21 protein-coding genes, 1 tRNA gene and 1 pseudogene are annotated in these 20,551 nt (G+C 50.3%); 14 read left to right on the top strand and 9 right to left on the bottom strand.

Annotated features, from left to right (window positions below):
- The first annotated feature begins 309 nt into the window (after positions 1-309).
- Together ABNS49_RS04230 and ABNS49_RS04225 are read left to right on the top strand one after the other, a co-directional pair.
- Positions 310-1,035: an ABC transporter ATP-binding protein gene (locus ABNS49_RS04230; RefSeq protein WP_135979730.1), complete on the top strand. Its 726-nt coding sequence runs from the start codon at positions 310-312 to the stop codon at positions 1,033-1,035.
- The gene (locus ABNS49_RS04225; protein ID WP_135979729.1) at positions 1,032-1,820 is read left to right on the top strand and encodes an ABC transporter permease; all 789 of its coding nucleotides are present in this window, start codon (positions 1,032-1,034) and stop codon (positions 1,818-1,820) included. Before ABNS49_RS04230 ends, ABNS49_RS04225 begins: the two co-directional genes overlap by 4 nt.
- A gap of 136 nt (positions 1,821-1,956) precedes the next feature.
- Here the strand turns inward: ABNS49_RS04225 and ABNS49_RS04220 are convergent, their stop codons facing one another.
- The 4 genes from ABNS49_RS04220 to ABNS49_RS04205 all read right to left on the bottom strand — a co-directional run bounded on the left by ABNS49_RS04220 (position 1,957) and on the right by ABNS49_RS04205 (position 5,206).
- Positions 1,957-2,946 carry a Fic family protein gene (locus ABNS49_RS04220; protein WP_288341895.1) on the bottom strand — a complete coding sequence of 330 codons (990 nt, stop codon included), beginning with the start codon at positions 2,944-2,946 and terminating at the stop codon, positions 1,957-1,959.
- 115 nt (positions 2,947-3,061) lie between these two features.
- A complete protein-coding gene (locus ABNS49_RS04215; protein WP_135979727.1) occupies positions 3,062-3,445 on the bottom strand; it encodes a VOC family protein in 384 nt (127 codons plus the stop codon).
- A gap of 28 nt (positions 3,446-3,473) precedes the next feature.
- Entirely contained in the window at positions 3,474-4,292 is an 819-nt protein-coding gene (locus tag ABNS49_RS04210; protein WP_135979726.1) for a histidinol-phosphatase HisJ family protein, read from the bottom strand.
- The gene (locus tag ABNS49_RS04205; RefSeq protein ID WP_135979725.1) at positions 4,289-5,206 is read right to left on the bottom strand and encodes an ROK family protein; all 918 of its coding nucleotides are present in this window, start codon (positions 5,204-5,206) and stop codon (positions 4,289-4,291) included. The genes ABNS49_RS04210 and ABNS49_RS04205 overlap by 4 nt, the downstream gene beginning before the upstream one ends.
- 129 nt (positions 5,207-5,335) lie before the next feature.
- Here ABNS49_RS04205 and ABNS49_RS04200 point away from each other — a divergent pair, with 129 nt between their 5' ends.
- The 5 genes from ABNS49_RS04200 to ABNS49_RS04180 all read left to right on the top strand — a co-directional run bounded on the left by ABNS49_RS04200 (position 5,336) and on the right by ABNS49_RS04180 (position 10,588).
- On the top strand, positions 5,336-5,581 hold the full coding sequence (locus ABNS49_RS04200) for a hypothetical protein (RefSeq protein WP_135979724.1): 246 nt from the start codon (positions 5,336-5,338) through the stop codon (positions 5,579-5,581).
- 20 nt (positions 5,582-5,601) lie between these two features.
- Complete coding sequence (gene cysK, locus ABNS49_RS04195; protein ID WP_135979723.1) at positions 5,602-6,537, top strand: cysteine synthase A; 936 nt, start codon at positions 5,602-5,604, stop codon at positions 6,535-6,537.
- Positions 6,538-6,666: 129 nt separating this feature from the next.
- Entirely contained in the window at positions 6,667-9,006 is a 2,340-nt protein-coding gene (locus tag ABNS49_RS04190; protein WP_135979722.1) for a formate C-acetyltransferase/glycerol dehydratase family glycyl radical enzyme, read from the top strand.
- Positions 8,993-9,892, top strand: a complete 900-nt coding sequence (locus tag ABNS49_RS04185; protein WP_135979721.1) for a glycyl-radical enzyme activating protein — start codon at positions 8,993-8,995, stop codon at positions 9,890-9,892. The genes ABNS49_RS04190 and ABNS49_RS04185 overlap by 14 nt, the downstream gene beginning before the upstream one ends.
- A gap of 12 nt (positions 9,893-9,904) precedes the next feature.
- Positions 9,905-10,588, top strand: coding sequence for a fructose-6-phosphate aldolase (locus tag ABNS49_RS04180; protein ID WP_135979720.1), 684 nt, complete (start codon positions 9,905-9,907; stop codon positions 10,586-10,588).
- Between the two features lie 90 nt (positions 10,589-10,678).
- Here ABNS49_RS04180 and ABNS49_RS04175 read toward each other — a convergent pair whose 3' ends face one another.
- Positions 10,679-11,107: an Rrf2 family transcriptional regulator gene (locus ABNS49_RS04175; RefSeq protein WP_135979719.1), complete on the bottom strand. Its 429-nt coding sequence runs from the start codon at positions 11,105-11,107 to the stop codon at positions 10,679-10,681.
- Positions 11,108-11,118: 11 nt separating this feature from the next.
- Positions 11,119-11,652, bottom strand: a complete 534-nt coding sequence (locus ABNS49_RS04170; protein ID WP_135979718.1) for a DUF308 domain-containing protein — start codon at positions 11,650-11,652, stop codon at positions 11,119-11,121.
- 113 nt (positions 11,653-11,765) lie between these two features.
- Here ABNS49_RS04170 and ABNS49_RS04165 point away from each other — a divergent pair, with 113 nt between their 5' ends.
- From ABNS49_RS04165 to ABNS49_RS04155, 3 genes are read left to right on the top strand one after another with little or no spacing between them, the layout of a single operon-like run.
- Positions 11,766-12,314, top strand: coding sequence for a DJ-1/PfpI family protein (locus tag ABNS49_RS04165; protein ID WP_135979717.1), 549 nt, complete (start codon positions 11,766-11,768; stop codon positions 12,312-12,314).
- Positions 12,298-13,512: a glutamate-cysteine ligase family protein gene (locus ABNS49_RS04160; RefSeq protein ID WP_135979716.1), complete on the top strand. Its 1,215-nt coding sequence runs from the start codon at positions 12,298-12,300 to the stop codon at positions 13,510-13,512. The genes ABNS49_RS04165 and ABNS49_RS04160 overlap by 17 nt, the downstream gene beginning before the upstream one ends.
- Complete coding sequence (locus ABNS49_RS04155) at positions 13,505-14,827, top strand: hypothetical protein (RefSeq protein ID WP_135979715.1); 1,323 nt, start codon at positions 13,505-13,507, stop codon at positions 14,825-14,827. Before ABNS49_RS04160 ends, ABNS49_RS04155 begins: the two co-directional genes overlap by 8 nt.
- A 104-nt stretch (positions 14,828-14,931) precedes the next feature.
- On the opposite strand, the gene ABNS49_RS04150 is transcribed toward ABNS49_RS04155, so the two are convergent.
- Positions 14,932-15,008 (bottom strand) — tRNA-Arg (locus ABNS49_RS04150).
- Positions 15,009-15,124: 116 nt separating this feature from the next.
- Here ABNS49_RS04150 and uraA point away from each other — a divergent pair.
- On the top strand, positions 15,125-16,402 hold the full coding sequence (gene uraA, locus ABNS49_RS04145) for a uracil permease (protein WP_135979714.1): 1,278 nt from the start codon (positions 15,125-15,127) through the stop codon (positions 16,400-16,402).
- 122 nt (positions 16,403-16,524) lie between these two features.
- Positions 16,525-17,940, top strand: a complete 1,416-nt coding sequence (locus ABNS49_RS04140) for an MFS transporter (RefSeq protein WP_168353542.1) — start codon at positions 16,525-16,527, stop codon at positions 17,938-17,940.
- Positions 17,941-18,131: 191 nt separating this feature from the next.
- On the opposite strand, the pseudogene ABNS49_RS04135 reads toward ABNS49_RS04140, so the two are convergent.
- Together ABNS49_RS04135 and ABNS49_RS04130 are read right to left on the bottom strand one after the other, a co-directional pair.
- Positions 18,132-18,326 (bottom strand): annotated as a pseudogene (locus tag ABNS49_RS04135) (helix-turn-helix transcriptional regulator); the annotation flags it as partial.
- Between the two features lie 12 nt (positions 18,327-18,338).
- Positions 18,339-18,947, bottom strand: coding sequence for a hypothetical protein (locus ABNS49_RS04130; RefSeq protein WP_135979711.1), 609 nt, complete (start codon positions 18,945-18,947; stop codon positions 18,339-18,341).
- Positions 18,948-19,156: 209 nt separating this feature from the next.
- On the opposite strand from ABNS49_RS04130, the gene ABNS49_RS04125 reads away from it, so the two are divergent.
- Together ABNS49_RS04125 and ABNS49_RS04120 are read left to right on the top strand one after the other, a co-directional pair.
- Complete coding sequence (locus ABNS49_RS04125) at positions 19,157-20,200, top strand: AAA family ATPase (protein ID WP_348687943.1); 1,044 nt, start codon at positions 19,157-19,159, stop codon at positions 20,198-20,200.
- Positions 20,201-20,221: 21 nt separating this feature from the next.
- Positions 20,222-20,515, top strand: a complete 294-nt coding sequence (locus ABNS49_RS04120) for a hypothetical protein (protein WP_277820770.1) — start codon at positions 20,222-20,224, stop codon at positions 20,513-20,515.
- Positions 20,516-20,551: the final 36 nt, after the last annotated feature.

Here is a 20,551-nt window from a genome sequence, read left to right as displayed (position 1 = left end):
CTTGTTTTTAAAGGTTTTTGCATTTTACTGCAAAAACTTTTTCTTTTTTGTGGTGTATGCTATGTGGATTCATTGATCTTCGATATAAGCGCTTATCGGAAACAGTTGCTATGAAGTAGCTCTGGCTCTGGAAATAAGGTGTTCGCTCTTCTAAAACGAGGAATCTTACACGCTTCGTATGACGGAATCCAGTCTTTGAATTTGGTCGACTGGCTTCTGATGAAATAAATTAGCCGCAAAAAAAATGGATTTCCGTAAATAAATGTGTTATTGTGTTGAGGAAGAATAAAAAGGAAACAGGAGAAAACTATGGATATTGTATTCAATCGGGTCGGGAAAAAATACGACAAGGACATCGTGCTCGACCATCTGGATTTGCGCTTTCCCGTTCAGGGTGGCATCGTCTCGTTTTTAGGGCCCAACGGCATTGGCAAGACGACGATCATGAAGCTGCTTTCGGGCATTTTGCTGCCGACCAGCGGAACGATCGCAACGACGGAAGGAAACGGAAAGGACTACGACGCGTGGGCGCGCCAAAACGTGGCGTATTGCTCCAGCGACGACCGCTACTTGTCGTACAAGCTCACCGGCATTGAAAATATCGTGCGCTATGGCGTGCTCAAAGGTGTCGACAAGGCGCAAGTGCTTACCCGGCTGGAAAGTTTCGCTTCGTGTCTGGATTCCACGACGTTTTTAAACAAGCGAGTCGAGCAAATGTCAACCGGCCAAAAGAAGATGACGAAAGTGCTGTCCTGTTTTGCCAGCGGCTATCCGGTATTGATTTTGGACGAGCCAACCAACGGACTGGATGAGGAATCGCGCAGCCGCCTCATTGAAACGATAGGGCATATGAAGGAAAAAGCGGCGTGCAGCTTGTTCGTGTCCAGCCATGATCTTGGCTTTATCCATCAAATTACCGACACCCACTTGTTTTTGTTTGGCAACGACAAAGCGGAACTGAAAACGATGCCCAACGCCACGCTCGACGCACTGCAAGCCGCCTACCATACGATCAAAGGAGGAAATTCGTTATGAAGTCTCATGTGTTTGAACTCGTGGCTCAGGAAATCCGGTTCGCGCTCAAAACCCGGTGGGGATACAAGATCGGCATCGTCAGCGATCTTGTCGTCATCACCGCGACGTTCGTGTTGATGTTTTACTTCCAGTCGTCCTATGGATTGCAGGATTTTTACGGCGTTAGCGAGCAAACCGCGAAAGTGCTCTATTTTCTCGGCTTCCTGTTTTGGCAGTTTGGCACGCTCGCGCTCGGCTTTTGTTCCTCGATGATTTCCAACGACGCCCGCTCCGGCATTTTGGAACTCGAAGTCCAAAGCGGCTATCCGGTGCCGCTGCTCGTCCTGGTGCGCATGGCCGCCAATTTGCTGTTGAACCTCGTCATCGTCGTCGCGCTCGTCGTCGTGTTTTACTTCCTCTCCTCGATTTCAATGAAGGAGATCGGCTTCGTACTGCTGGCTTGTTTGTTGAGCGTTCCCGCCATTCTCGGCATGTTTGGCATCGGATTGCTCGTTGGCTGCGTGAGCTTGAAAGAAAAGGGCACCAACTCCATTACCCTCATTTTGCAAGCCGTGCTGCTGTTTTTAGGAAACGTGTCCACACCCATCTACTTTTCCGTCCAGCACGCGATTCCATTTGCCGACGGCATCGAAATTGTCCGGTCTTTGTATGTGGGCATGCCGGTCGCGGCATGGCTCCCTTGGGCTTATGTATTGGTCAACGCGTTGTGGCTTGGCGCCGGTTTGTTCCTGTTTGGACGCGCCTTGCACCATGAGCGTGTATACGGGACGTTCGACACGTATTGAGTAACATTTGAAGGATCCGTTTTTAGAAGTTTTTGCGTTTTGGTGCAAAAACTTCTTTTTTTTACGAGTTTTTGCGATTGAGTGCAAAAACTTTTAGGCAATCATGAAAAAAGCCCGCATTTGCGGACTTATAGGTTTATTTTGTCGAATCTGAGCGAATGTAATGAGAGGAGCGTCCTTTTCCTTTGCGATGAAGCGTGCCATCGTCGACTAATTTCTTTAGCGCGGCTTCGATAGAAGAACGAGCTACACTTGGGCAATTTTCCACCACGTCTTTTTTTGTAAAGGTTCCCAAAGTACTTATAGCATAATTTTTGACAATATCATAGACGGTGCTTCGTTTACCGCTTTTCTCACTGATTGTCAGTCTTTCTTCAAATTCGCGATAGCACTTTAGAAGAATGCCTAACATATATTTAATGAAAGGGGTAGGATCATTCGCCCCTTCGTGCCATCCTGCATCCGCTTGCTCTAAAGCTTGATAATACGCCTCTTTCGTATCCGCGATTTCCTTTTCGATACTAATATACTTCCCGACCATATATCCGTTCCGATAAAGCAATAATAACGTCAACAGATGGCTCATTCGACCGTTTCCATCATGAAATGGATGGACACACAAAAAGTCGAAAATGACACAGGGAATCAAAATGAGAGGATCGACAATTTCAAGATCCAGCGCCTTCTGGTAATTGTCACAAATTTGTTCAATCTCGTTGGGCGCGGTTTTGTATTTTCCCCCATAAGAAAACGGGGTATATTGAAGTAAGTCGCGATGCAGCTGCAAAATATAATTGGAACGAAGCGGGATATATTCATAGCTGGAATGAATGATGTTCAAAACATTTCGATAGCCCAAAATTTCTTTTTCATCGTGATTTCTAGGCGTTGTTTTGTTTTCGACGAGTTGCAGTAAACGGGAACGAGTCGTGACAATGCCTTCGATTCGGTTGGAACTTTCTGTACTTTGAATCATCGCCACTTCAATGAGGCGTTGGAGTTCTACAGGTTCCTGTTGAAGGAATAACGCCTGTCTTCCTTTGTATTCATGGATTTTCGCGACATAAGATAAGATCTCATGATCCCAGGTTTTATTTTTTAAATCGCTATAATCAAAATCTCGCATAGTTTCTCCTTTTTTTCTCCCAAGTCCTTATTGTTTCTCCTAATTATACATTTAATTTAGGAGAAAAAAGAAAAAGCCCGCGATTGCGGACTTTGAGTAACCGGAAATTTTCCATTCACACTGTGATCTCGATTTGATTGTTCTCGAAACCGAGGACGCAGCTCTCATAGTAGCCGTCGCCCGTCGTGCGCGGCCCGCTGATGATCTCGTAGCCGTCGTTTTTTAGCCTGTCCGTCAGCTCGTCCACCGCTTCTTTGGAACCAAGCGCGAACGTCACATGCGCCAGACCCGTGCGGTTGAGCGGCTTAGGCAAATCGTCCAGGACCTCCTTGTTCATGATTTCCAGCCGGGCGCCTTCGTCAAAGCTTAAAAAGTAGGAACGAAAGCCCGTTTTCTCGTTGTGGTAGAGGTCGTTGGCCGTGGCGTTGAAGTACGTTTCAAAAAACTGTTTCGCGCCTTCCAGGTCTTGAAAGTAAATGGCCGTGTGTTCAATTTTCATATTCATTCTCCTTTTTCTTTCTTCTCGTTTACAATTCGTGGGCGATTGGCTTCATCGCCTCGAACGTGTGAAAATGGGTGAAGCCCATCGACTTGAGCTCTTGTTTGACGTCCTCGATCTGGTTGCCCACGTATTGTTTCGTGTGCGCGTCGCTGCCAATCGTGATAATCGTGCCGCCCAGGTCATGGTACAAACGCAAAATATCCCGCGACGGCATCAAGTCGTCCAAACCATACTGGAACGAGGATGTGTTCACCTCGATGCCTTTGCCATCCGCGATCACCTTTTTTAAAATTTTCTCAAGCAGCGGCTTCACTTGCTCGAACGGGTAGCGCCCCTGCTTGTCGTAGCGCACGATCAAATCGAGATGGGACAACACGCTGTAATGGGAAAACCGGGACATCACGTCGTACAAATACGAATAATAATGCTCGTTGTACTCTTTTTGCGAACGCCCTTTTTGAAAGTCCTGCGTCCAAAACTCCAAGTCGTCGATTTGATGGATCGACAATAAGACGAAATCAAGCGGATACGTTTCGAACAAGCGCTCGAACGCGTCCACCGTATGGAGCTGGACGCCAAACTCCAGCCCTTTTTTGATCGTAATCTGGGATCCGTACACTTGTTGCAGTTTCTCCAGCTCGTCAAAATACGCCGGATAGTCGACATTCAAAACGGCATCCTTAGGACGATTTGGATCGTCCCGGTCGTACTTTACGCCATAGTCGACGTGGTCGGTTACGCAAATCTCCTTTAGACCAAGCTGGATGGCGTCTTTCACAAGATCTTCCAGCGGGTAAATCGAATCGTCGCTGTACGCGGTATGCAAATGGTAGTCTGTCTTCATAAGTCTTCCTTTCTTTCCATCGTTCTTTTTTTCAAAGCGTCGATCGCGATCGTGAACAGCCCGTCCCAAACAAACGGTGCCATGTCCGGCACCCAATCCAAACAAGGCCGGTAGGAAAGCGGGACGGTTCGCCAATGGATCGCCGCCCGGACGCCTGTTTCATCGAAAATCGCGATGACGGCCGGCGCGACCACGCAAGCCAGCGTTTCAACGAACCGGTCGATCGAGCGCGGCTCGAAAGGCAAATAGCGCAATTCGCCCGCGAAGTGCCGATGCCCGTTGTAAAGCCGCCCGTTTAAAACAAGACCGCATCCAACCGGCGCGTTTTCCGGCAGGAAAAGAAACGCCACATTGGCACAGCGCCGCGCTCTTGCATACCCGATACAAGCGCAGTTGACATCGTTTTCAATCCGGCATTCGACAGAAAACCGCGCCTCGATCGCAGCCTTCAAGTCGACGCCCAAAAGCTGTTTCAAGTCGCCAACCTCCAAAACGCCATGCGAGCAAACACCCGGAAAACTCAAGACGACCAAATCGACGAGCGGATCGCGCAAACACGCCCGCCCGATGCATTCCAGCAGGAAATCCAGCGTGATTTGCCCGCTTTCGACGCGCTCTTCCTCCACGACGTTTCCATCCAGCGCCAAAATCCGGTAAGAGAGGCATTCCAGTGCCTGCTTTTGGAGCATGACGCAAAGAATGTGGCTTCGATCGGGATTTAAAACGTAACGCTTGGAAGGGCGTCCGCCCGTGGAACCGGCCACGCCCGGACAGATGATATCGCCATGTTCGAGCAGTTTGGCCAAATGCTTGGTCAGTCCCGCCAGCGAAAGGGCGCTTTCACGCGCGAGTTCGGTTTTCGTCCACGTGTTTTTGTCGTAAAACAAATTGCGGGTTTCGATCCATTGATTCATTGTTTCGCCTACTTTCGATACTTTGTGTTAAAAGCTAGTTTCATTATAGCACCTCATGCTTTCATTTCAATATCGAACGCGGCAAGTAAATTTCTTTCCATCCCTGTGTTGATTTTGTATACTGAAACCATGAACAAAGAAGAGAAGAAGAAAAAAATCAAGACGTTGTTCGATCAAGTCAACGATTATTTCATCAAGGAGTACTTTGACGTGGACAGCGACAACGATCTGGACGTCAAAATCGAGGTGCTGGAAGATTTGCTCGCGGGAAAGAAGCCGTATGAAATCGCCAGATACGATGACGTTTTGGAAAAATACCCGGAACACGAACAATTTGTGCACGGGGACATTCAAGACTTGCTGAACAAACTGTAGAAAGAGAGGAAGGAACCGAAATGACGATTCATCAAAACATTTTAGAGCTGGTTGGCGGTACGCCGCTTGTCGAGCTCTCAAAAATCGAAAAAGAGGAAAACCTGGGGGCGCGGGTCGTCGCCAAAGTCGAGGCGTTCAACCCGGCAGGCAGCGCGAAAGACCGCATCGCGCTCAACATGGTGGAAACGGCCGAAAAAGAAGGCTTGCTCAAACCCGGTGCGACCATCATCGAACCAACTTCCGGCAATACCGGGATCGGTTTGGCGCTCGTATGCGCCCAGCGCGGGTACCATCTGATTTTGACGATGCCGGACACCATGAGCGTGGAGCGGCGCAACCTCATTAAAGCGTATGGCGCGCAAGTCGTACTCACGCCAGGGGCCGAAGGCATGAAAGGCGCCATCGCGAAAGCGGAACAGCTCGCCAAGGAAATTCCGGGATCGTTTATTCCAAGCCAGTTCGCCAATATGGCCAACCCGCAAAAGCACTATGAAACGACCGGGCCGGAAATCTGGAACGACACGGATGGACACGTGGACATTTTCGTCGCCGGCGTCGGCACCGGCGGCACGCTGAGCGGCACCGGAAAGTATTTAAAGGAGCAAAATCCAAATGTGAAAATCGTCGCGGTCGAACCGGAAGGCTCCCCGCTGCTGTCCAAAGGCTACGCTGGCCCGCATAAGATCCAGGGCATCGCGGCCGGATTCGTTCCAAAGACGCTCGACACATCCGTGTACGATGAAGTCATCACGGTCAGCGACGAACAGGCGTTCGACACCGGACGCCGGCTCGCCCAAAAGGAAGGGCTGCTTGTCGGCATTTCCTCCGGCGCGGCCGCCCAGGCCGCCATCGAGCTGGCGAAGCGCCCGGAAAACAAAGGCAAGATGATTGTCGTGCTGCTTCCTGACACGGGCGAACGCTATTTGTCGACGCAAATGTTCGCCGAGCAAAAATAAAGAAAGGAAAACCGTCCATTCCGAGAGAATGGACTTTTCTTTGACACGAAACAATAAAAAACAATAAAAACTATCTTGAAATCAATAATAAATAGGATATAATAAAAGTACAAACAAAGGAGGCCGCCTATGCCAGAAAACCATCCACTCGATTCCCGCATCGAAGTCTTGAAAGAAAAAATGCTTTCCGCGCCCCGTTTCGCGTCCATCGAACAGGCGCGCATCATTACGCGAATTTATCAGGAAAACGAGGAACTTTCCGTTCCGAAAAAACGGGCCCTTTCCTTAAAGGCCGCGCTCGAAGAGCTGGAAATCGGCGTCGAACCCGAAGAGCTTATCGTAGGAAACCGGACAAAAGGCGTCCGCTACGGCGTCGTGTTTCCCGAATCGGGCTGCTCCTGGATCGACCGGGAATTTGAAACGCTGCCCACCCGGCCCCAGGACCGCTTTCTTGTGAAAGAAGAGGAAATCAAGGAGTTTCGGGAAACGATTTATCCGTACTGGAAAGGCAAAAGCATGGAGGATGTCATTCGCCAGCGCGATGGACAGCACATTGACGCGATCGCTAAAGTCGTGAAAATCAACCAGAAAGACCACGCCCAGGGCCACATTTGCCCGGATGTGAAACGCTGGCTCGAAAAAGGACCGGCCGGCCTGAAAGCCGAGGCGCTCCAAAAGCTGGAAACGTGCGCCGAAGACGAACGCGAGTTTTACGAATGCGTCGTCCTCGTTATGGAAGGCGCGATCCATTTCATGAACCGCTACCACGATTTGATCTTGTCGATGGACCGGGAACAGGAATTGACCGAAGTCGCGGCGATTTGCAAAAACCTGAGCGAGCGCGGGGCGCGCACGTTCCACGAGGCCGTGCAGTCGATTTGGTTTTTGTTCGTGATTCTTCACATGGAATCCAACGCTTCCTCGTTCTCGCCCGGGCGCATGGATCAGTATTTGTATCCGTTTTACGAACGGGACGTGGCCCAGGGACGAATCGACAAGGATCGGGCGCTCGTCCTGCTGGAGTGCTTGTGGCTGAAATTCAATCAAATCGTCTATTTGCGCAATCAAAATTCGGCAAAGTATTTTGCCGGGTTCCCGATCGGGTTCAATATCGCGCTTGGCGGCGTGGACGCGCAAGGAAAGGACACGTACAACGAGGTGTCCCTGCTTTGCTTGCAGGCGCAATACGATCTTGGACTGCCGCAGCCAAACCTGAGCGTCCGGCTTCATAAACACACTTCCTCCGAGCTGATGCAGGCGGCCATTCAAGTCGTGGCCAAAGGATCGGGCATGCCGCAGTTTTTCAACGACGAGGCCATCATCCAGACGATGCACGACGACTTAGGCATCGCCATCGAGGACGCCCGCGACTACGCGATTGTCGGCTGCGTCGAGCTGACGACGCACGGCAACAATCTCGGATGGTCGGACGCGGCGATGTTCAACTTGAACAAGGCGCTGGAGCTGACGCTCAATCATGGCGTGTGTTTGCTGACGGGTGAGAAAATCGGGCTGGATCTTGGCGGTCTGGACACGTATGGCTCGTTTGCCGAGCTGGAACAGGCGTTTCAGACGCAAGTCGACTATTTTATTGACGAAATGATGAAGGCCGAGGAAGTCGTGGAGCAGGCGCATCAGGATTGTTTGCCGACCGCGTTTTTATCGAGCGTGATCGACGATTGCCTGGAAGTTGGAAAAGACGTGACGCGCGGCGGTGCCAAGTACAACTTGTCCGGCATCCAGATGATTCAAATCGCCAATCTGGCGGATTCGCTTGCCGCGCTCCAAAAGCTCGTATACGACGAGCGTCGCATTGAAGCGGTTGATTTGCTCGAGGCGCTGCGCACCGATTTCAAAAACGACCGCGTCATGCAGACGATGCTCCAAAACAAAGTGCCAAAATACGGCAACGACGTGGACTGGGTCGACGCCCACGGCGCGAAATGGGCGGCCTATTTCCGCGAAAAGATGAAACAATACACAAACTACCGCGGCGGGCCGTACCATACGGGCATGTATACCGTATCCGCCCACGTGCCGATGGGCGAAAACGTGGGAGCCAGCCCCGACGGCCGCAACGCGAAAACGCCACTCGCCGATGGAGGCATGTCGCCGGTATACGGCCGCGACTTGTCCGGGCCGACCGCCGTGCTCAAATCGGTATCGAAAATGCAGGATTCGTGCACGACCAACGGCGGTCTGCTCAATATGAAGTTTTTGCCGTCGTTTTTCCAAACCCAGACAGGAAGAAACAAGTTTGAAAACTTCCTGCGGGCGTTTGTCGATTTGGAAATTCCGCACATTCAATTCAACGTCGTCAACCGGGCCGACTTGCTGGATGCCAAAGCGCACCCCGAACGGCACCAGTCGCTGACGATCCGCGTGGCGGGGTACACGGCGTACTTTGTGGAGCTGGCCGGAAAGCTGCAAGACGAGATCATCGAGAGAACAAGCTATGCCGACATCTAAAGGACTTGTGTTCGACATTAAGCGGTTCGCCGTCCACGATGGCGACGGGCTGCGCACGACGGTTTTTTTGAAAGGGTGCCCGCTGCGTTGCCAATGGTGTCAAAATCCGGAAGGACTCGACGCCTGCCGCCATCCGGTTTTTCTGGCATCCAAATGCATTGGCTGCCAACGGTGCGCCGCGTGTCCGGGCGTCGAACACGATGGAAAGCGGCCGCGGTTTTTGAAGACCGGTGTGGATGAAGCGGTCGACGTTTGCCCGTCGTCAGCCATCGTGTACGATTCGAACTGGTACGATGTCGACGCGTTGATGGCGCAAATCCAAAAGGACGCGGTATTTTTCCGGCATGGCGGCGGGGTGACGTTTTCAGGCGGCGAGCCGTTTTTCCAGGCGCCGTTCGTCCTGGAAATGTTGAAGGCGTGCCGGCAGGCGGGCATCCACACCGCGATCGAGTCGAGCTTTTATACGAGTCCGGAAGTCGTGGAGCGGGCGCTGCCGCTCCTGGACAGGATCTTTTGCGACTTGAAGCTGCTGGATGACGAGGCCCACCAAAAGGCGACGGGCGTCAGCAACGCGGTGATCAAAAAAAATATCGAGACTTTGTTGCGAAGCGAAAAGCGAAGCCAGGTCGTGATTCGGACGCCGCTCATTCCCGGAATCACGGGGACGGTCGAAAACGTGCGGGCCATCGCGCGATTCATTAGCGCCATCGACCCGGAAGTCCGGTACGAGTTGCTCAACTACAATCCGCTGGCGCCAAGCAAGTACGCGTTGTATGAAAATCTGGAGTATTCGCTGACAAATGCCAAGCCGTTTTCCAAAGCGGAAATGGAACGGCTGATGCAGGCCGCCAGGGAAGGCGGCGTCAAACATATCATAATGGAATAGGAGGAGCACAACATGGAATTCATTATTGATACAGTAAATATCGAGGAGATCAAGGACGCGATCGACCATATGCCGATCGTGGGCGTGACAAGCAATCCGAGTATCGTGAAAAAGACGCACCCGGCCGACTTTTACGACCATATGCGTCAAATTCGCTCGATTATCGGGAAGGAGCGCTCGCTTCACATCCAGGTCATTTCAAAAACGGCCGACGAGATGGTGAAGGAGGCGCACCGCATCCACGAGGAAATCGACCCGGACGTGTTCATTAAAGTGCCTGTTTCCTACGAAGGGCTCAAAGCGATCCAAATGTTGAAAAAAGAAGGCGTGAAAGTGACGGCGACGGCCGTGTACGACGAGATGCAGGCTCTTATGGCGTTGGCGGCGGGCGCCGACTACATCGCGCCATACGTCAACCGGATTGGCAATTTGGGCAACGATCCATACGAGCTGATCGCCAACGTGAGCGACCGGATCGACCATGACGGCTACGACTGCAAGATCGTGGCGGCCAGCTTCAAAGGCGTGCGCCAAATTCGCGAGGCGCTCGACGCGGGGGCGCAAGCCATCACGGCGCCGGTCGAGATTTTGAAGCAGGTGTTCAAAAATCCGAGCATCGACAAGGCGGTGGACGACTTCAACGCGGACTGGTATTCGATGTATGGCGAAGGCGTTGGTCTTTGCGATTTGAAATAGAGTGAAAAGCCCCGGGAAAACGCGGGCTTTTTTTGCGCCTCGAAAAAAAAAACCATTTCGCGGCGGCGCTGGAAAATGGCAAGGGAAAATCTAGCGGGTTTGTTTGCTTGGTGTGGTGTGGTCGACCAAATCCTGCAGGGAAATCGACTTGAGGTAGTCTTGCGTGACTTCGCTCAAGCCTTCCCACATCCATTTGATCATGCACTGGTTTTCGCGGTCGCAAAGGTGGTTTCCGGTTTCCAGGCAGGAAACGGGAAGCATGCATTCCTCGGTGGCGGAAAGAATATCGTAGACGGAAATCGTGCGCGGGTTTTCGATTAGACGATACCCGCCCTGGGATCCGCGGTTGGAACTGAGCATATGCGCCTGGTTGAGTGGAATGACGATTTGCTCCAAATATTTTTTTGAAATTCCCTGTCGATTGGCGATTTCTTTTAAGGACACAAACCCCTCGTCCTGATGCTGCGCCAGATCAATGATCAAGAGCAGCGCGTATCTTCCTTTCGTTGAGATTTTCATGGCGGCTCCTTTTATTGTATGTATTTGTTGACTTCGTGTTCGTTAATGAGCATGATGACGCCTTCGATGATGAGGCATACGCCGACGAGCTGAAGAATAAACGCCAGCGTCTGGATCGGCCGCAGCAGGATGATGACGCCGACAACGAGCGTCACGAGGCTGACGATGAACGTCCAGATCCAGTTTTCAAAGCCGTGGTCTTTCAGCAAGAACGCTTTTTGCATTTGCATGACCGAATTCAAAACCAAAATGATGCCGGCCAAAACGGGAAGGATGGCGACAAGCGACTCGGGCGAGAAAATCATGAACCCGCCAATCAGGGCGCAGGGAACGCCGGTAAAGAGCGGCACGGAGCTGACGGTTTGGCGCTTCATGAAATAGACGTAAAGCTCGTACACGCCATACGCGAGCAGAACCCCGCCAATGACGCGCGCCGACATCGTCAGGATGCTTTTGTTAAAAAAACAAAGAATAAGACCAAAAACCATATATATAATGGCGAATAAACGCAGTTGTGAATTTGCCTGCTTAAAAAAATTGTACATGAGAATCCTCCTGACTTGATTATAAAGGCATCTTTGAAAAATCACCTTTGAAATGCTTTAGGGCCTAAACCGATTTCGATTTGGGGTATACTAGGAGCAAGAGGTGAGGAAAAATGAAATGTGCAATTTTAATGGATAATGGATTTGAGGAACTGGAAGCGATGGGGCCGATCGCCTTGCTGCGGCGCGGCGGTGTCGATGTTGACGTGGTTAGCGTCGAGGGCAACGAGGTGACCGGCCGTTTTGGCGTGACGTACTCGCCAGCCGTGCCAATGGACGACTACGATTTCGATTCGATCGACTGCCTGATCGTTCCGGGTGGCCCGCACTATAAAAAGCTGGAAACGAACGACAAAGTGAAAAAAGTGATTCGCAAAGTGTTTGAGGATGATTCCAAGGTGCTGGCGGCGATTTGCGCGGCGCCGACGGTTTTAGGCAAGATGGGCTTGCTGGAAGGAAAAAACTACACGTGCTTCGAAGAGATGAACAAGGATTTTGGCGGACAGTACCACTATGACTACACCGTGACGGATGGTAATTTGGTGACAGGCATCTCGGCGGCCGCGGCGGAGGAGTTCGCTTTCGCGATTATGGAAAAGCTTTGCGGCAAAGAGCATACCGACCACGTCAAAGCCTCGATTTATTATGACGCCGCTCATTGAGTATTTTCAAAAAGGGGCTTCGAAAGACTCGCGGGCGCTCGGTGTCGAGATCGAGCATTTCGTGTTGAATGAGACGACCGGAAAGCCGATGCCGTACGACGAGATCGCGCAGCTGCTCGAGTTTCTTGAGCCAATTTACGACAAGGCGTATTACGAAGAGGGGCGTCTGATCGCGCTGGAATCCAAAACGACGCTCATTACGCTGGAGCCCGGCTGCCAGCTGGAGCTTTCGTTTCGCTACACGCCATCGCTCGATCAAATCCGCGACTGGTACGAGGAGGCGATGGAGCCGATTTTCGCGTTTGTCAACGAGCGAGGCTATCGAATCGCGTATTCGGGTGGTTTGCCGACGATTCCGGTTGCCGACGTGCCGCGCATTTTGAAAAAGCGGTACGAGTTGATGGAAAAATGGTTTGAAACGACGGGCACGCGGGGACGCGAAATGATGAAGGGAACCGCGGCGGTTCACGTTTCCATCGACTATGGCGACGAGGCGGATTTCGTGAAGAAGTATGCGATGGCCAACTATTTGCATTTGATGCTGTCGTTTTTAACGAGCAACACGCCGATGTACGAAGGAAAGCCGAACGCGGATGTGTTTTTGCGGGATTCGATTTGGGAGCATACGGATTCGCGGCGGTCGGGCTATATGCCAAAGGCGCTGGACGCCGATTTTGGCTTCGCGGCGTACGCAAACTGGGTCGAGCAAATGCCGCTTGTCGTGATGAACGACGGGGTGCGCATTACCGACGCCGGGCAGAGGACTTGTATGCAGGTGGCCGAAACGTATGGATGGAATGAAACGGTGATCGCGCATTACTTGTCGATGGTTTTCCCGTTTGTGCGTCTGAAGCGGTTTATCGAGATTCGCTCGGCGGACTGCATGCCGCTGGCGTGGACGCTGTCGTATTGCGCGCTGATCAAAGGGCTGTTTTACGACAAGGACAACGTGGTGTTTTATAGCGGGAAGGCCAGCGCCTGCACGATAGATACGCTGCATGCGTACAAGCGGTGTATCGAGCGCGATCAATGGGACGCGAAAGTGTATGGCGACACGCTGGCTGGCGCGCTTGGCACACTGCTGGAGCGGGCGGCGCGTGGACTGGACGCGAAGGAGCGGGCGTATTTGACGCGCTTTGAGCGACTCGTGGCCGAACGCCGGCATATTTTTGAAGAAAGCGGAGAAAACGATGGATGAATTAAGAAAATTTAAAAAATACATTGACAAGCATTGGATCGAAAGCAAGGAGAGCGCTTTGAAAATCACGATGGCGATTCAAAACAGCGAGTTGAACGCGGGCAATGGCAACTACACGCGCACGCTTCATGTGCCGAAGTTTTTTGACCGGGACGACAAGGCACGGTTCGAGCATATCGTGGAGCAGACGTACGCCATCTTTCGAAAGGTGATTGTCGCGTATCGAAGCGACGCGCGGATCCGGGCGCTTTTTCCGTTTTCCAAAGAGCTAGAGGAGCTGATTTTGCTGGAGCCGCAATATCCGGTCCCGATTCCGATTTGCCGTATCGACATTTTCTTTGACGAGAATATGAAGGATTTTTACTTTTGCGAGTTCAATACGGATGGAACGAGCGCGATGAATGAGAACTGGCGGCTCAACGCGCTGCTGGAACTCAACAACGCGTATACCGCGCTGAAACCGCATGTGGAGGTTTTGGAGCTGATGGAAACGTGGATCGACGCGTTTTTAAAGACGTATCATGAAACGGCAAACGCGAAGGAGAACCCGAACGTCGCGATTGTCGACTTTTTGGAAAAGGCGTACTTGAGCGAGCTTTACCAGTTCGAGGACCGGTTTCGCAAGCGGGGGCTCGTGTGCGAGGTGGTCGATATCCGGGATTTGAAATACGATGGAACGCGTCTTGTCAGCCAAAAGACGGGAACGCCGTTCGATGTCGTATACCGGCGGGCGGTCACGAAGGATGTCATGGAGCACTACGACGAATTGAAAGACGATTTCATTGCGTGCGTCAAGGACGCCAATGTCGTGTTGATTGGGGCGTTCCAAACGCAGCTTGTGCATCACAAATGCATCAACCAGGTGCTGTTTGACGAAACGATGCGCGGCTATTTGACGAAAGAGGAGTGCGCGTTTCTCGACAACCACATGCCAAAGACGCGCGACTTGACGCTGGCGGTCGCCAACGAGATCGTTTTGCAGAAGGACAACTGGATCATCAAGCCGAAGGACTCGTATGCCGCCAAAGGCGTGTGGGCGGGCTGCGACTTGGATCAGCATCGCTGGGCGAAAGTGCTTTTTGACTTTGTCGACAAGGACTATATCGCGCAAGAGTACATTCCGCCGTTCAAATCGGAAAATATCGACCTGGTCAATCACGACCATTGGATGATGTATTCGAACCTGACGGGTTTATACACGTACAATGGCGTGTTCGCGGGTGTGTACTCGCGGATGAGCGATTCGGGGATCATTTCCACGCAGTACAACGAGAAGACGGTGGCGACGCTGTTTTTGCGAGGAAACCAGGATTGAAGCGGGATAGAAAAAAGTTGAAATGAGCCGGAGCGAATGCCTTTCTCCGGCTTTTTTGAGCGCGAAAAAAAAACGCCGTCCGGCGGATGGCGTGATTGTTCAAATGGCGCGCTCGATAGGGCTCGAACCTACGACCCTCAGAATCGGAATCTGATACTCTATCCAACTGAGCTACGAGCGCGTTTACTCATCTATTATAATCCAAAGTTTGAATTTTGCCAAACGTTTTCTTCTTATCTTGTATTTGACATGGAGAAAATGGTATAAAAGAGGATGGAAATAAGAAAGTGAGGTTCTATAATGGCAAAGAAAATCATTCAGGTTGAAGAAAAAGTGCCATTTAAAATGCTGATTCCTCTCAGTATTCAGCATTTGTTCGCCATGTTTGGAGCAACGGTGCTCGTGCCGTTCTTGTTTGGGATCAATCCAGCCATCGTTTTATTGATGAATGGAATCGGAACGTTGTTGTTTATTTTCATCACAAAAGGAAAGGCGCCCGCTTATCTCGGCTCGAGTTTCGCGTTTTTGGCGCCGGCCAATGTGGTTATCGCGCAGTTTGGCTATCCGTACGCGCTCGGTGGATTCATCGCGGTTGGATTTGTTGGCTGTGTTTTGTCTTTTGTTATAAAAAAATTTGGTGTGAAGTGGATCGACATCGTCCTGCCGCCCGCGGCGATGGGACCGGTTGTCGCGTTGATTGGCTTGGAACTGTCCAGCTCGGCGGCCAGCACGGCTGGCTTGCTTGATGAAGTCGTCAACATGAACAACGTCATCGTGTTCCTGGTGACATTGCTTGTGGCGGTCATCGGCAGCGTCTGCTTTAAAAAGTTTTTCTCGGTCATTCCGATTTTGATCGCGGTCGTCGTAGGCTATTTGACGGCGGTATGCGTTGGGATCGTCGACTTTTCGCCGGTTATGGAAGCGCCGTTGTTCGCGATGCCGGACTTCACGATGCCACAGTTCAATTTGGATGCGATTTTGATGATTTTGCCTGTCGTGCTCGTTATTATTTCAGAGCATGTGGGGCATCAAGTCGTGACGAGTCAAATCGTCGGACGGGATTTGATCAAAGATCCGGGGTTGGATAAAACGTTGTTTGGGGATAACTTCTCCACGATGATTTCCGGTTTCCTCGGTTCCGTGCCGACGACGACGTATGGGGAAAACATTGGCGTCATGGCGCTGACGGGTGTCTACAGCGTGCAGGTTATCGCAGGGGCGGCGATCATGTCGATCATTTGCTCCTTTATCGGACCGCTGGCCGCTTTGATTCAAACGATTCCCAATCCGGTTATTGGCGGAATCTCCTTTTTGTTGTATGGAATGATTGGCGTTAGCGGATTGCGGATTCTTGTGGACGAGCATGTGGATTACGCCAACAGCGTCAACATGATGCTGACGTCGGTCGTTTTCGTGGTCGGACTTTCCGGCGTGACGATCCAGTTTGGCAATATCGCGTTGACGGGAATGGTTTTGGCCGCGCTGGTCGCGATGATCATGTCGTTGGCGTTTTACTTGTTCGCCAAGTTCAAGTGGCTGAACGAGGCGAGCGAAGAACCGAAAGATATGCTTTAAAAAATTGGAAAGATAAGAATGTAGCTGGAAAGACCGGCTGCATTTTTTTTGTGCGCGAGAAGCACATCACAAGAAGTTCCGGATGGACTTTCTTATAATCTATGTATGTAAGGAGAGGTCGTATGAATACAGTAACGAAAGAACAAAGCCATAAAATCATGCTCGGCTGCTACTTTGTGATGTTCACAATCGCCGCTTATGGCTTGTCGCTGGCAACCATCCAGCAGCCTATGCTGAACGCGATGGGCGGGGGATCGTATTTTTCCTTGATTACGTTGATTGCCGCGATTTGTATGACAATCATGACACCGATCGGTGGCCGTTTGATCGACGGCTTGGGAAATAGGAAAGTCACGTTGTATGGTGGCGTCATTTCCTTGGTGACCGGATTGATCATGGCGTTTATTCCGAACTTATGGATCTTTTTAATTGCCCGAATCCTTTTTTCCATGGCGCAGGGCGCCATTTCCTCGGTGCCGTACATTTTGGCGCGGGAAGTGAATCCGGTGGAAGACCAAAACAAAATCTTTGGTATGCTGGCGACGATTTTGGCCGTTGGCAGCTTCGTGGGTTCGTGGCTGGCTGGAAATTTGATGCAGTACGGTTTTATGTGGGCGGCGGTCGCCTTCCCGTGTCTGACGTTGATTCCGGGAATCTGGCTTATCGTGAAGAACATGTACAACGACGCGCACGAAGGCGGATTGAAGATGGATTGGCTTGGCGTGGTGCTGCTTGTCGTTTGCTTGAGCACTTTGCTGCTGTCCATGAACTTTGGCACGAAGATGGGCTGGTACAACGGATGGATCCTGGCTGGCTTCCTGGTTGGCTTTAGCAGCTTGCTTGCTTTGATCGCCTGGGAAAACAAAGCGGGAACGCCGCTGATTCCGATGACGTTGTTCCGTTCGAAAGAATATGTCTTGCTGCTTGGAATCACGTTTGCGGGCGTGTTTTACATGATCGCGATCAACAGCTATTTGCCGATGGCTGTGCAGACGATTTTGGAGGCGGGTTCTTCCACGTCGGGCGTGCTTCAGCTTCCAAAAACGATTGTTATGGTTCTCGTGCCAACCGTCCTTGGTGTCTGGGTTGGAAAGAAGAAATCCCATACGTGGATGGCGCTCGCGCTTTCCTGCGTGTTTGTCATCATTCCGTGCGGGCTTCTCGTTTTCATGGGCGTTCGAATGCCGGTATGGTTTATTATGCTGATGGTTGGTCTGACGGGTCTTTCCGACGCGTTGCGCTCGGTTAGCGCCACGCCGGCTGCGCAGGAGATTTTGAATCCGGCGGATCTGGGAATCGGAACGTCCATGATTGGGTTCACGATCACGCTGGCGAACTCCATTGCCGCGACGGTGGATGGAATCGCGTACGATTCCTTGTCGGCTTCCATTCCGGGTATCGTGGGAATGAGTCATGGAATCGACACGACGTTTTTGATTTCGGCGGGAGTCGGCGTCATTGGCTTGCTGCTGACGGTTTTGTTCTTCCGGCCGATGTTGAGAAAACGGGCGCAGAAAACCGGCGATACGACGAAATAGAAAAAGATAGTCTGGAGCGAAAGCTTCAGGCTTTTTTCGTGGCAAAGAAAAAGCCGGATCCAGCCGGCTTAAACCAATTCTTTTTTGAGAGGACTGGAGGAATTGGGTTCCAGTTTTTCGATTTTTTGGTGGAGCCGGGCGAGCGTGCGGACGTTTTCCTCGGCGAGCACGGGATCGGTTTGTGTCTCGGGTTCGTATTCGAGCAAGTCGCCGGGCTGGCAGCGGAGCACTTCGCAAATTTTGTTTAAGGTGGAAAACCGGATGGCGTTCACCTTGTTGTTTTTGATTTTCGACAAGTTGGCCTGGGTGATGCCGACTTGTTCGGCGAGCTCCTGCAGCGATATTTTTCGTTCCACCATGATTCGGTCCAATCGAAGAATGATCATTGTTTTCCTCCTTTAAATGAGTCCATCGACGTCTTGTTGCAGATGGATGCCGGACTGAAAGTAGGTGGACAAGGCGATGAGCAGCAGGCCTAAGACAAGGCTTTCAAAAGACCAGGCAATGTCATAAGACGGTGTGGATAAGTTGGGCAGGTTGAGCAGAAAACTAAAACCAAATTGCAGGAAAGGAATGCTTAGAAGCAAAATGCCGGCTTTTTTGATTCGTTCCGCCTGTCCGGTTTGGAAAGCGGAAGCGAGGTTTGTCGCTTCCAGCTCCTTTTTCGTTTGATGAAGCAGTCGGTACAAAAAGTGGAAGCAAAGCGCGTTCAGGGTGCTGGTGAGCAATCCGCAAAGAAGGACAGTTTGTAGTGTCGGAATAGTAATTTCATGGGAACTGAAAAAGCGAAAGACCGGAATGTTCAGTTTCCAAATCTTGACTATGCCATTATACACGTTGGATTGTGATAGATTCCAATTCGCGAAGTCCAGTGTTTCGGCCGCTAATGGTGAATCGAAAAAGGTAGAGGCTAGAACACATACGAGGACAGCGGTACTAAACCAGTAGACGAGCTCAATCACGAGGCAAAGCCACGAGGTGAAGGTGATAAAACGTTTTCTTTTCATAGCGGTTTCTCCTTTGTTGATTTCATTATAACTGAAATTGATTGAAAATCAATTATTTTTTATCGAAAAACGATAAATATTTGTTGATAAGTATATATTAATCGAGCTTTAATATAGAGATGATAGAAAGGAGGGATGGATAATAAATAGAATAAAGTACGGAAAAAGGTGCAAATCAAATCTTAAAAAGCTAGAAAAAGGTACAAGCTATGCTGAAAAGAAAAATATACGATGAACTGGTGCAATGGAAAGAAGAGGATCGACGGGTCGCTCTTTGCTTGATTGGGGCCAGGCAAATTGGAAAAACGGCAATCGTAAAGGAGTTTGCGAAAAACCACTATGAGGAAGTCATTGAATTGAACTTTCTGGAAAATCCGGACGCGAAGAAATTATTTGACGGGTCTTTGCGGGCGGAAGATATTTTATTCAAGCTATCGACGTTTACCCGTCAGGAATTGATTGAGGGGAAAACGTTGATTCTTTTCGACGAGATCCAGGAATGTTCCAGCGCAAGGACAGCCATTAAATTTTTTGTTGAAGATGGTCGATACGATTATATTGAAACGAGTTCGATGCTTGGAGTAAAAATAAAGGAAATCAAATCGTATCCGGTTGGTTTTGAACGGATCGTCAACATGTATCCGTTGGATTTTGAAGAGTTCTTATGGGCGAATGGAATTGGCGCCAAGGTAATTGACTACTTAAAACAGTGCTTTGAGGAAAAAACCATGGTTTCCGAATCCATTCATGATACTTTGAAGGATTTGTTTCACCGGTATTTGATCGTTGGCGGGATGCCAGAAGCAGTCAATACGTATTTGAAAACCAAAAACATGCAGCAAGTGATCAAGGTGCAAGAAGAGCTGATTGATTTGTATTCGAACGATATTCGAAAATATGCTGAAGAATCGCAACGACATGCGATTTTAGAAATTTTTAAGGCAATTCCGTCGCAGCTCGATAATCAAAATCGGCGTTTTAAATTGTCTCAGGTGATGCCGAAAGAAAAAATCAGCCGGCATGAAAATGATTTTTTATGGTTTACACTGGCCGGTATCGCGCTGCCGTCTTACACGTTGCAGGAGCCGCAATATCCGTTCCAGTTGAATGAAAAGCATAACTTGTTCCGGCTGTTTCTTTTTGACACCGATTTGTTGTGCGCGATGAGTTTAGACGATATTCAGTTTATGATTCTCAATGGCGATTTGAGTATCAACGAGGGAAGCATTCTTGAAAATTATTTTGCGACGTAGTTGACGGCCAACGGTTTTCCTTTGTATTACTATAATTCAAAGAAATTTGGTGAACTGGATTTTCTGATTCAAAATGGAAAAGCGCCAACAATCATTGAAGTCAAGTCAGGAAAAGACTATCGAAAGCACGCGGCGATGAATCGAGTGCTCGCCGTAGAAAACTGGCAGTTTCAGGATAAGATCGTATTTTGCGAAGGCAATGTCGAGCAGGATGGAGACATCTTGTATTTGCCATGGTATATGGCGATATTCATTTTGCCACACAAAACGGAATATATCTTTCCGGAGCTCAATCTGGATTTTGATTTGGAGTAAAGGGAGAATACGGAATATTCCCATTGTCTGGCAAGC

The sequence above is a fragment of the uncultured Dubosiella sp. genome, from assembly GCF_964018005.1.
GTDB lineage: Bacteria > Bacillota_I > Bacilli_A > Erysipelotrichales > Erysipelotrichaceae > Dubosiella > Dubosiella muris.
Note: the sequence above shows the minus strand (reverse complement) of the source record. Positions and strands in the feature narration are given on the sequence as shown.

Excerpts from the sequence above, each read along its gene's own strand:
- ABNS49_RS04230 (WP_135979730.1), top strand. The coding sequence starts at position 310 with ATGGATATTGTATTCAATCGGGTCGGGAAAAAATACGACAAGGACATC.
- ABNS49_RS04225 (WP_135979729.1), top strand. The coding sequence starts at position 1,032 with ATGAAGTCTCATGTGTTTGAACTCGTGGCTCAGGAAATCCGGTTCGCG.
- ABNS49_RS04220 (WP_288341895.1), bottom strand. The coding sequence starts at position 2,946 with ATGCGAGATTTTGATTATAGCGATTTAAAAAATAAAACCTGGGATCAT.
- ABNS49_RS04215 (WP_135979727.1), bottom strand. The coding sequence starts at position 3,445 with ATGAAAATTGAACACACGGCCATTTACTTTCAAGACCTGGAAGGCGCG.
- ABNS49_RS04210 (WP_135979726.1), bottom strand. The coding sequence starts at position 4,292 with ATGAAGACAGACTACCATTTGCATACCGCGTACAGCGACGATTCGATT.
- ABNS49_RS04205 (WP_135979725.1), bottom strand. The coding sequence starts at position 5,206 with ATGAATCAATGGATCGAAACCCGCAATTTGTTTTACGACAAAAACACG.
- ABNS49_RS04200 (WP_135979724.1), top strand. The coding sequence starts at position 5,336 with ATGAACAAAGAAGAGAAGAAGAAAAAAATCAAGACGTTGTTCGATCAA.
- cysK (WP_135979723.1), top strand. The coding sequence starts at position 5,602 with ATGACGATTCATCAAAACATTTTAGAGCTGGTTGGCGGTACGCCGCTT.
- ABNS49_RS04190 (WP_135979722.1), top strand. The coding sequence starts at position 6,667 with ATGCCAGAAAACCATCCACTCGATTCCCGCATCGAAGTCTTGAAAGAA.
- ABNS49_RS04185 (WP_135979721.1), top strand. The coding sequence starts at position 8,993 with ATGCCGACATCTAAAGGACTTGTGTTCGACATTAAGCGGTTCGCCGTC.
- ABNS49_RS04180 (WP_135979720.1), top strand. The coding sequence starts at position 9,905 with ATGGAATTCATTATTGATACAGTAAATATCGAGGAGATCAAGGACGCG.
- ABNS49_RS04175 (WP_135979719.1), bottom strand. The coding sequence starts at position 11,107 with ATGAAAATCTCAACGAAAGGAAGATACGCGCTGCTCTTGATCATTGAT.
- ABNS49_RS04170 (WP_135979718.1), bottom strand. The coding sequence starts at position 11,652 with ATGTACAATTTTTTTAAGCAGGCAAATTCACAACTGCGTTTATTCGCC.
- ABNS49_RS04165 (WP_135979717.1), top strand. The coding sequence starts at position 11,766 with ATGAAATGTGCAATTTTAATGGATAATGGATTTGAGGAACTGGAAGCG.
- ABNS49_RS04160 (WP_135979716.1), top strand. The coding sequence starts at position 12,298 with ATGACGCCGCTCATTGAGTATTTTCAAAAAGGGGCTTCGAAAGACTCG.
- ABNS49_RS04155 (WP_135979715.1), top strand. The coding sequence starts at position 13,505 with ATGGATGAATTAAGAAAATTTAAAAAATACATTGACAAGCATTGGATC.
- ABNS49_RS04140 (WP_168353542.1), top strand. The coding sequence starts at position 16,525 with ATGAATACAGTAACGAAAGAACAAAGCCATAAAATCATGCTCGGCTGC.
- ABNS49_RS04130 (WP_135979711.1), bottom strand. The coding sequence starts at position 18,947 with ATGAAAAGAAAACGTTTTATCACCTTCACCTCGTGGCTTTGCCTCGTG.
- ABNS49_RS04125 (WP_348687943.1), top strand. The coding sequence starts at position 19,157 with ATGCTGAAAAGAAAAATATACGATGAACTGGTGCAATGGAAAGAAGAG.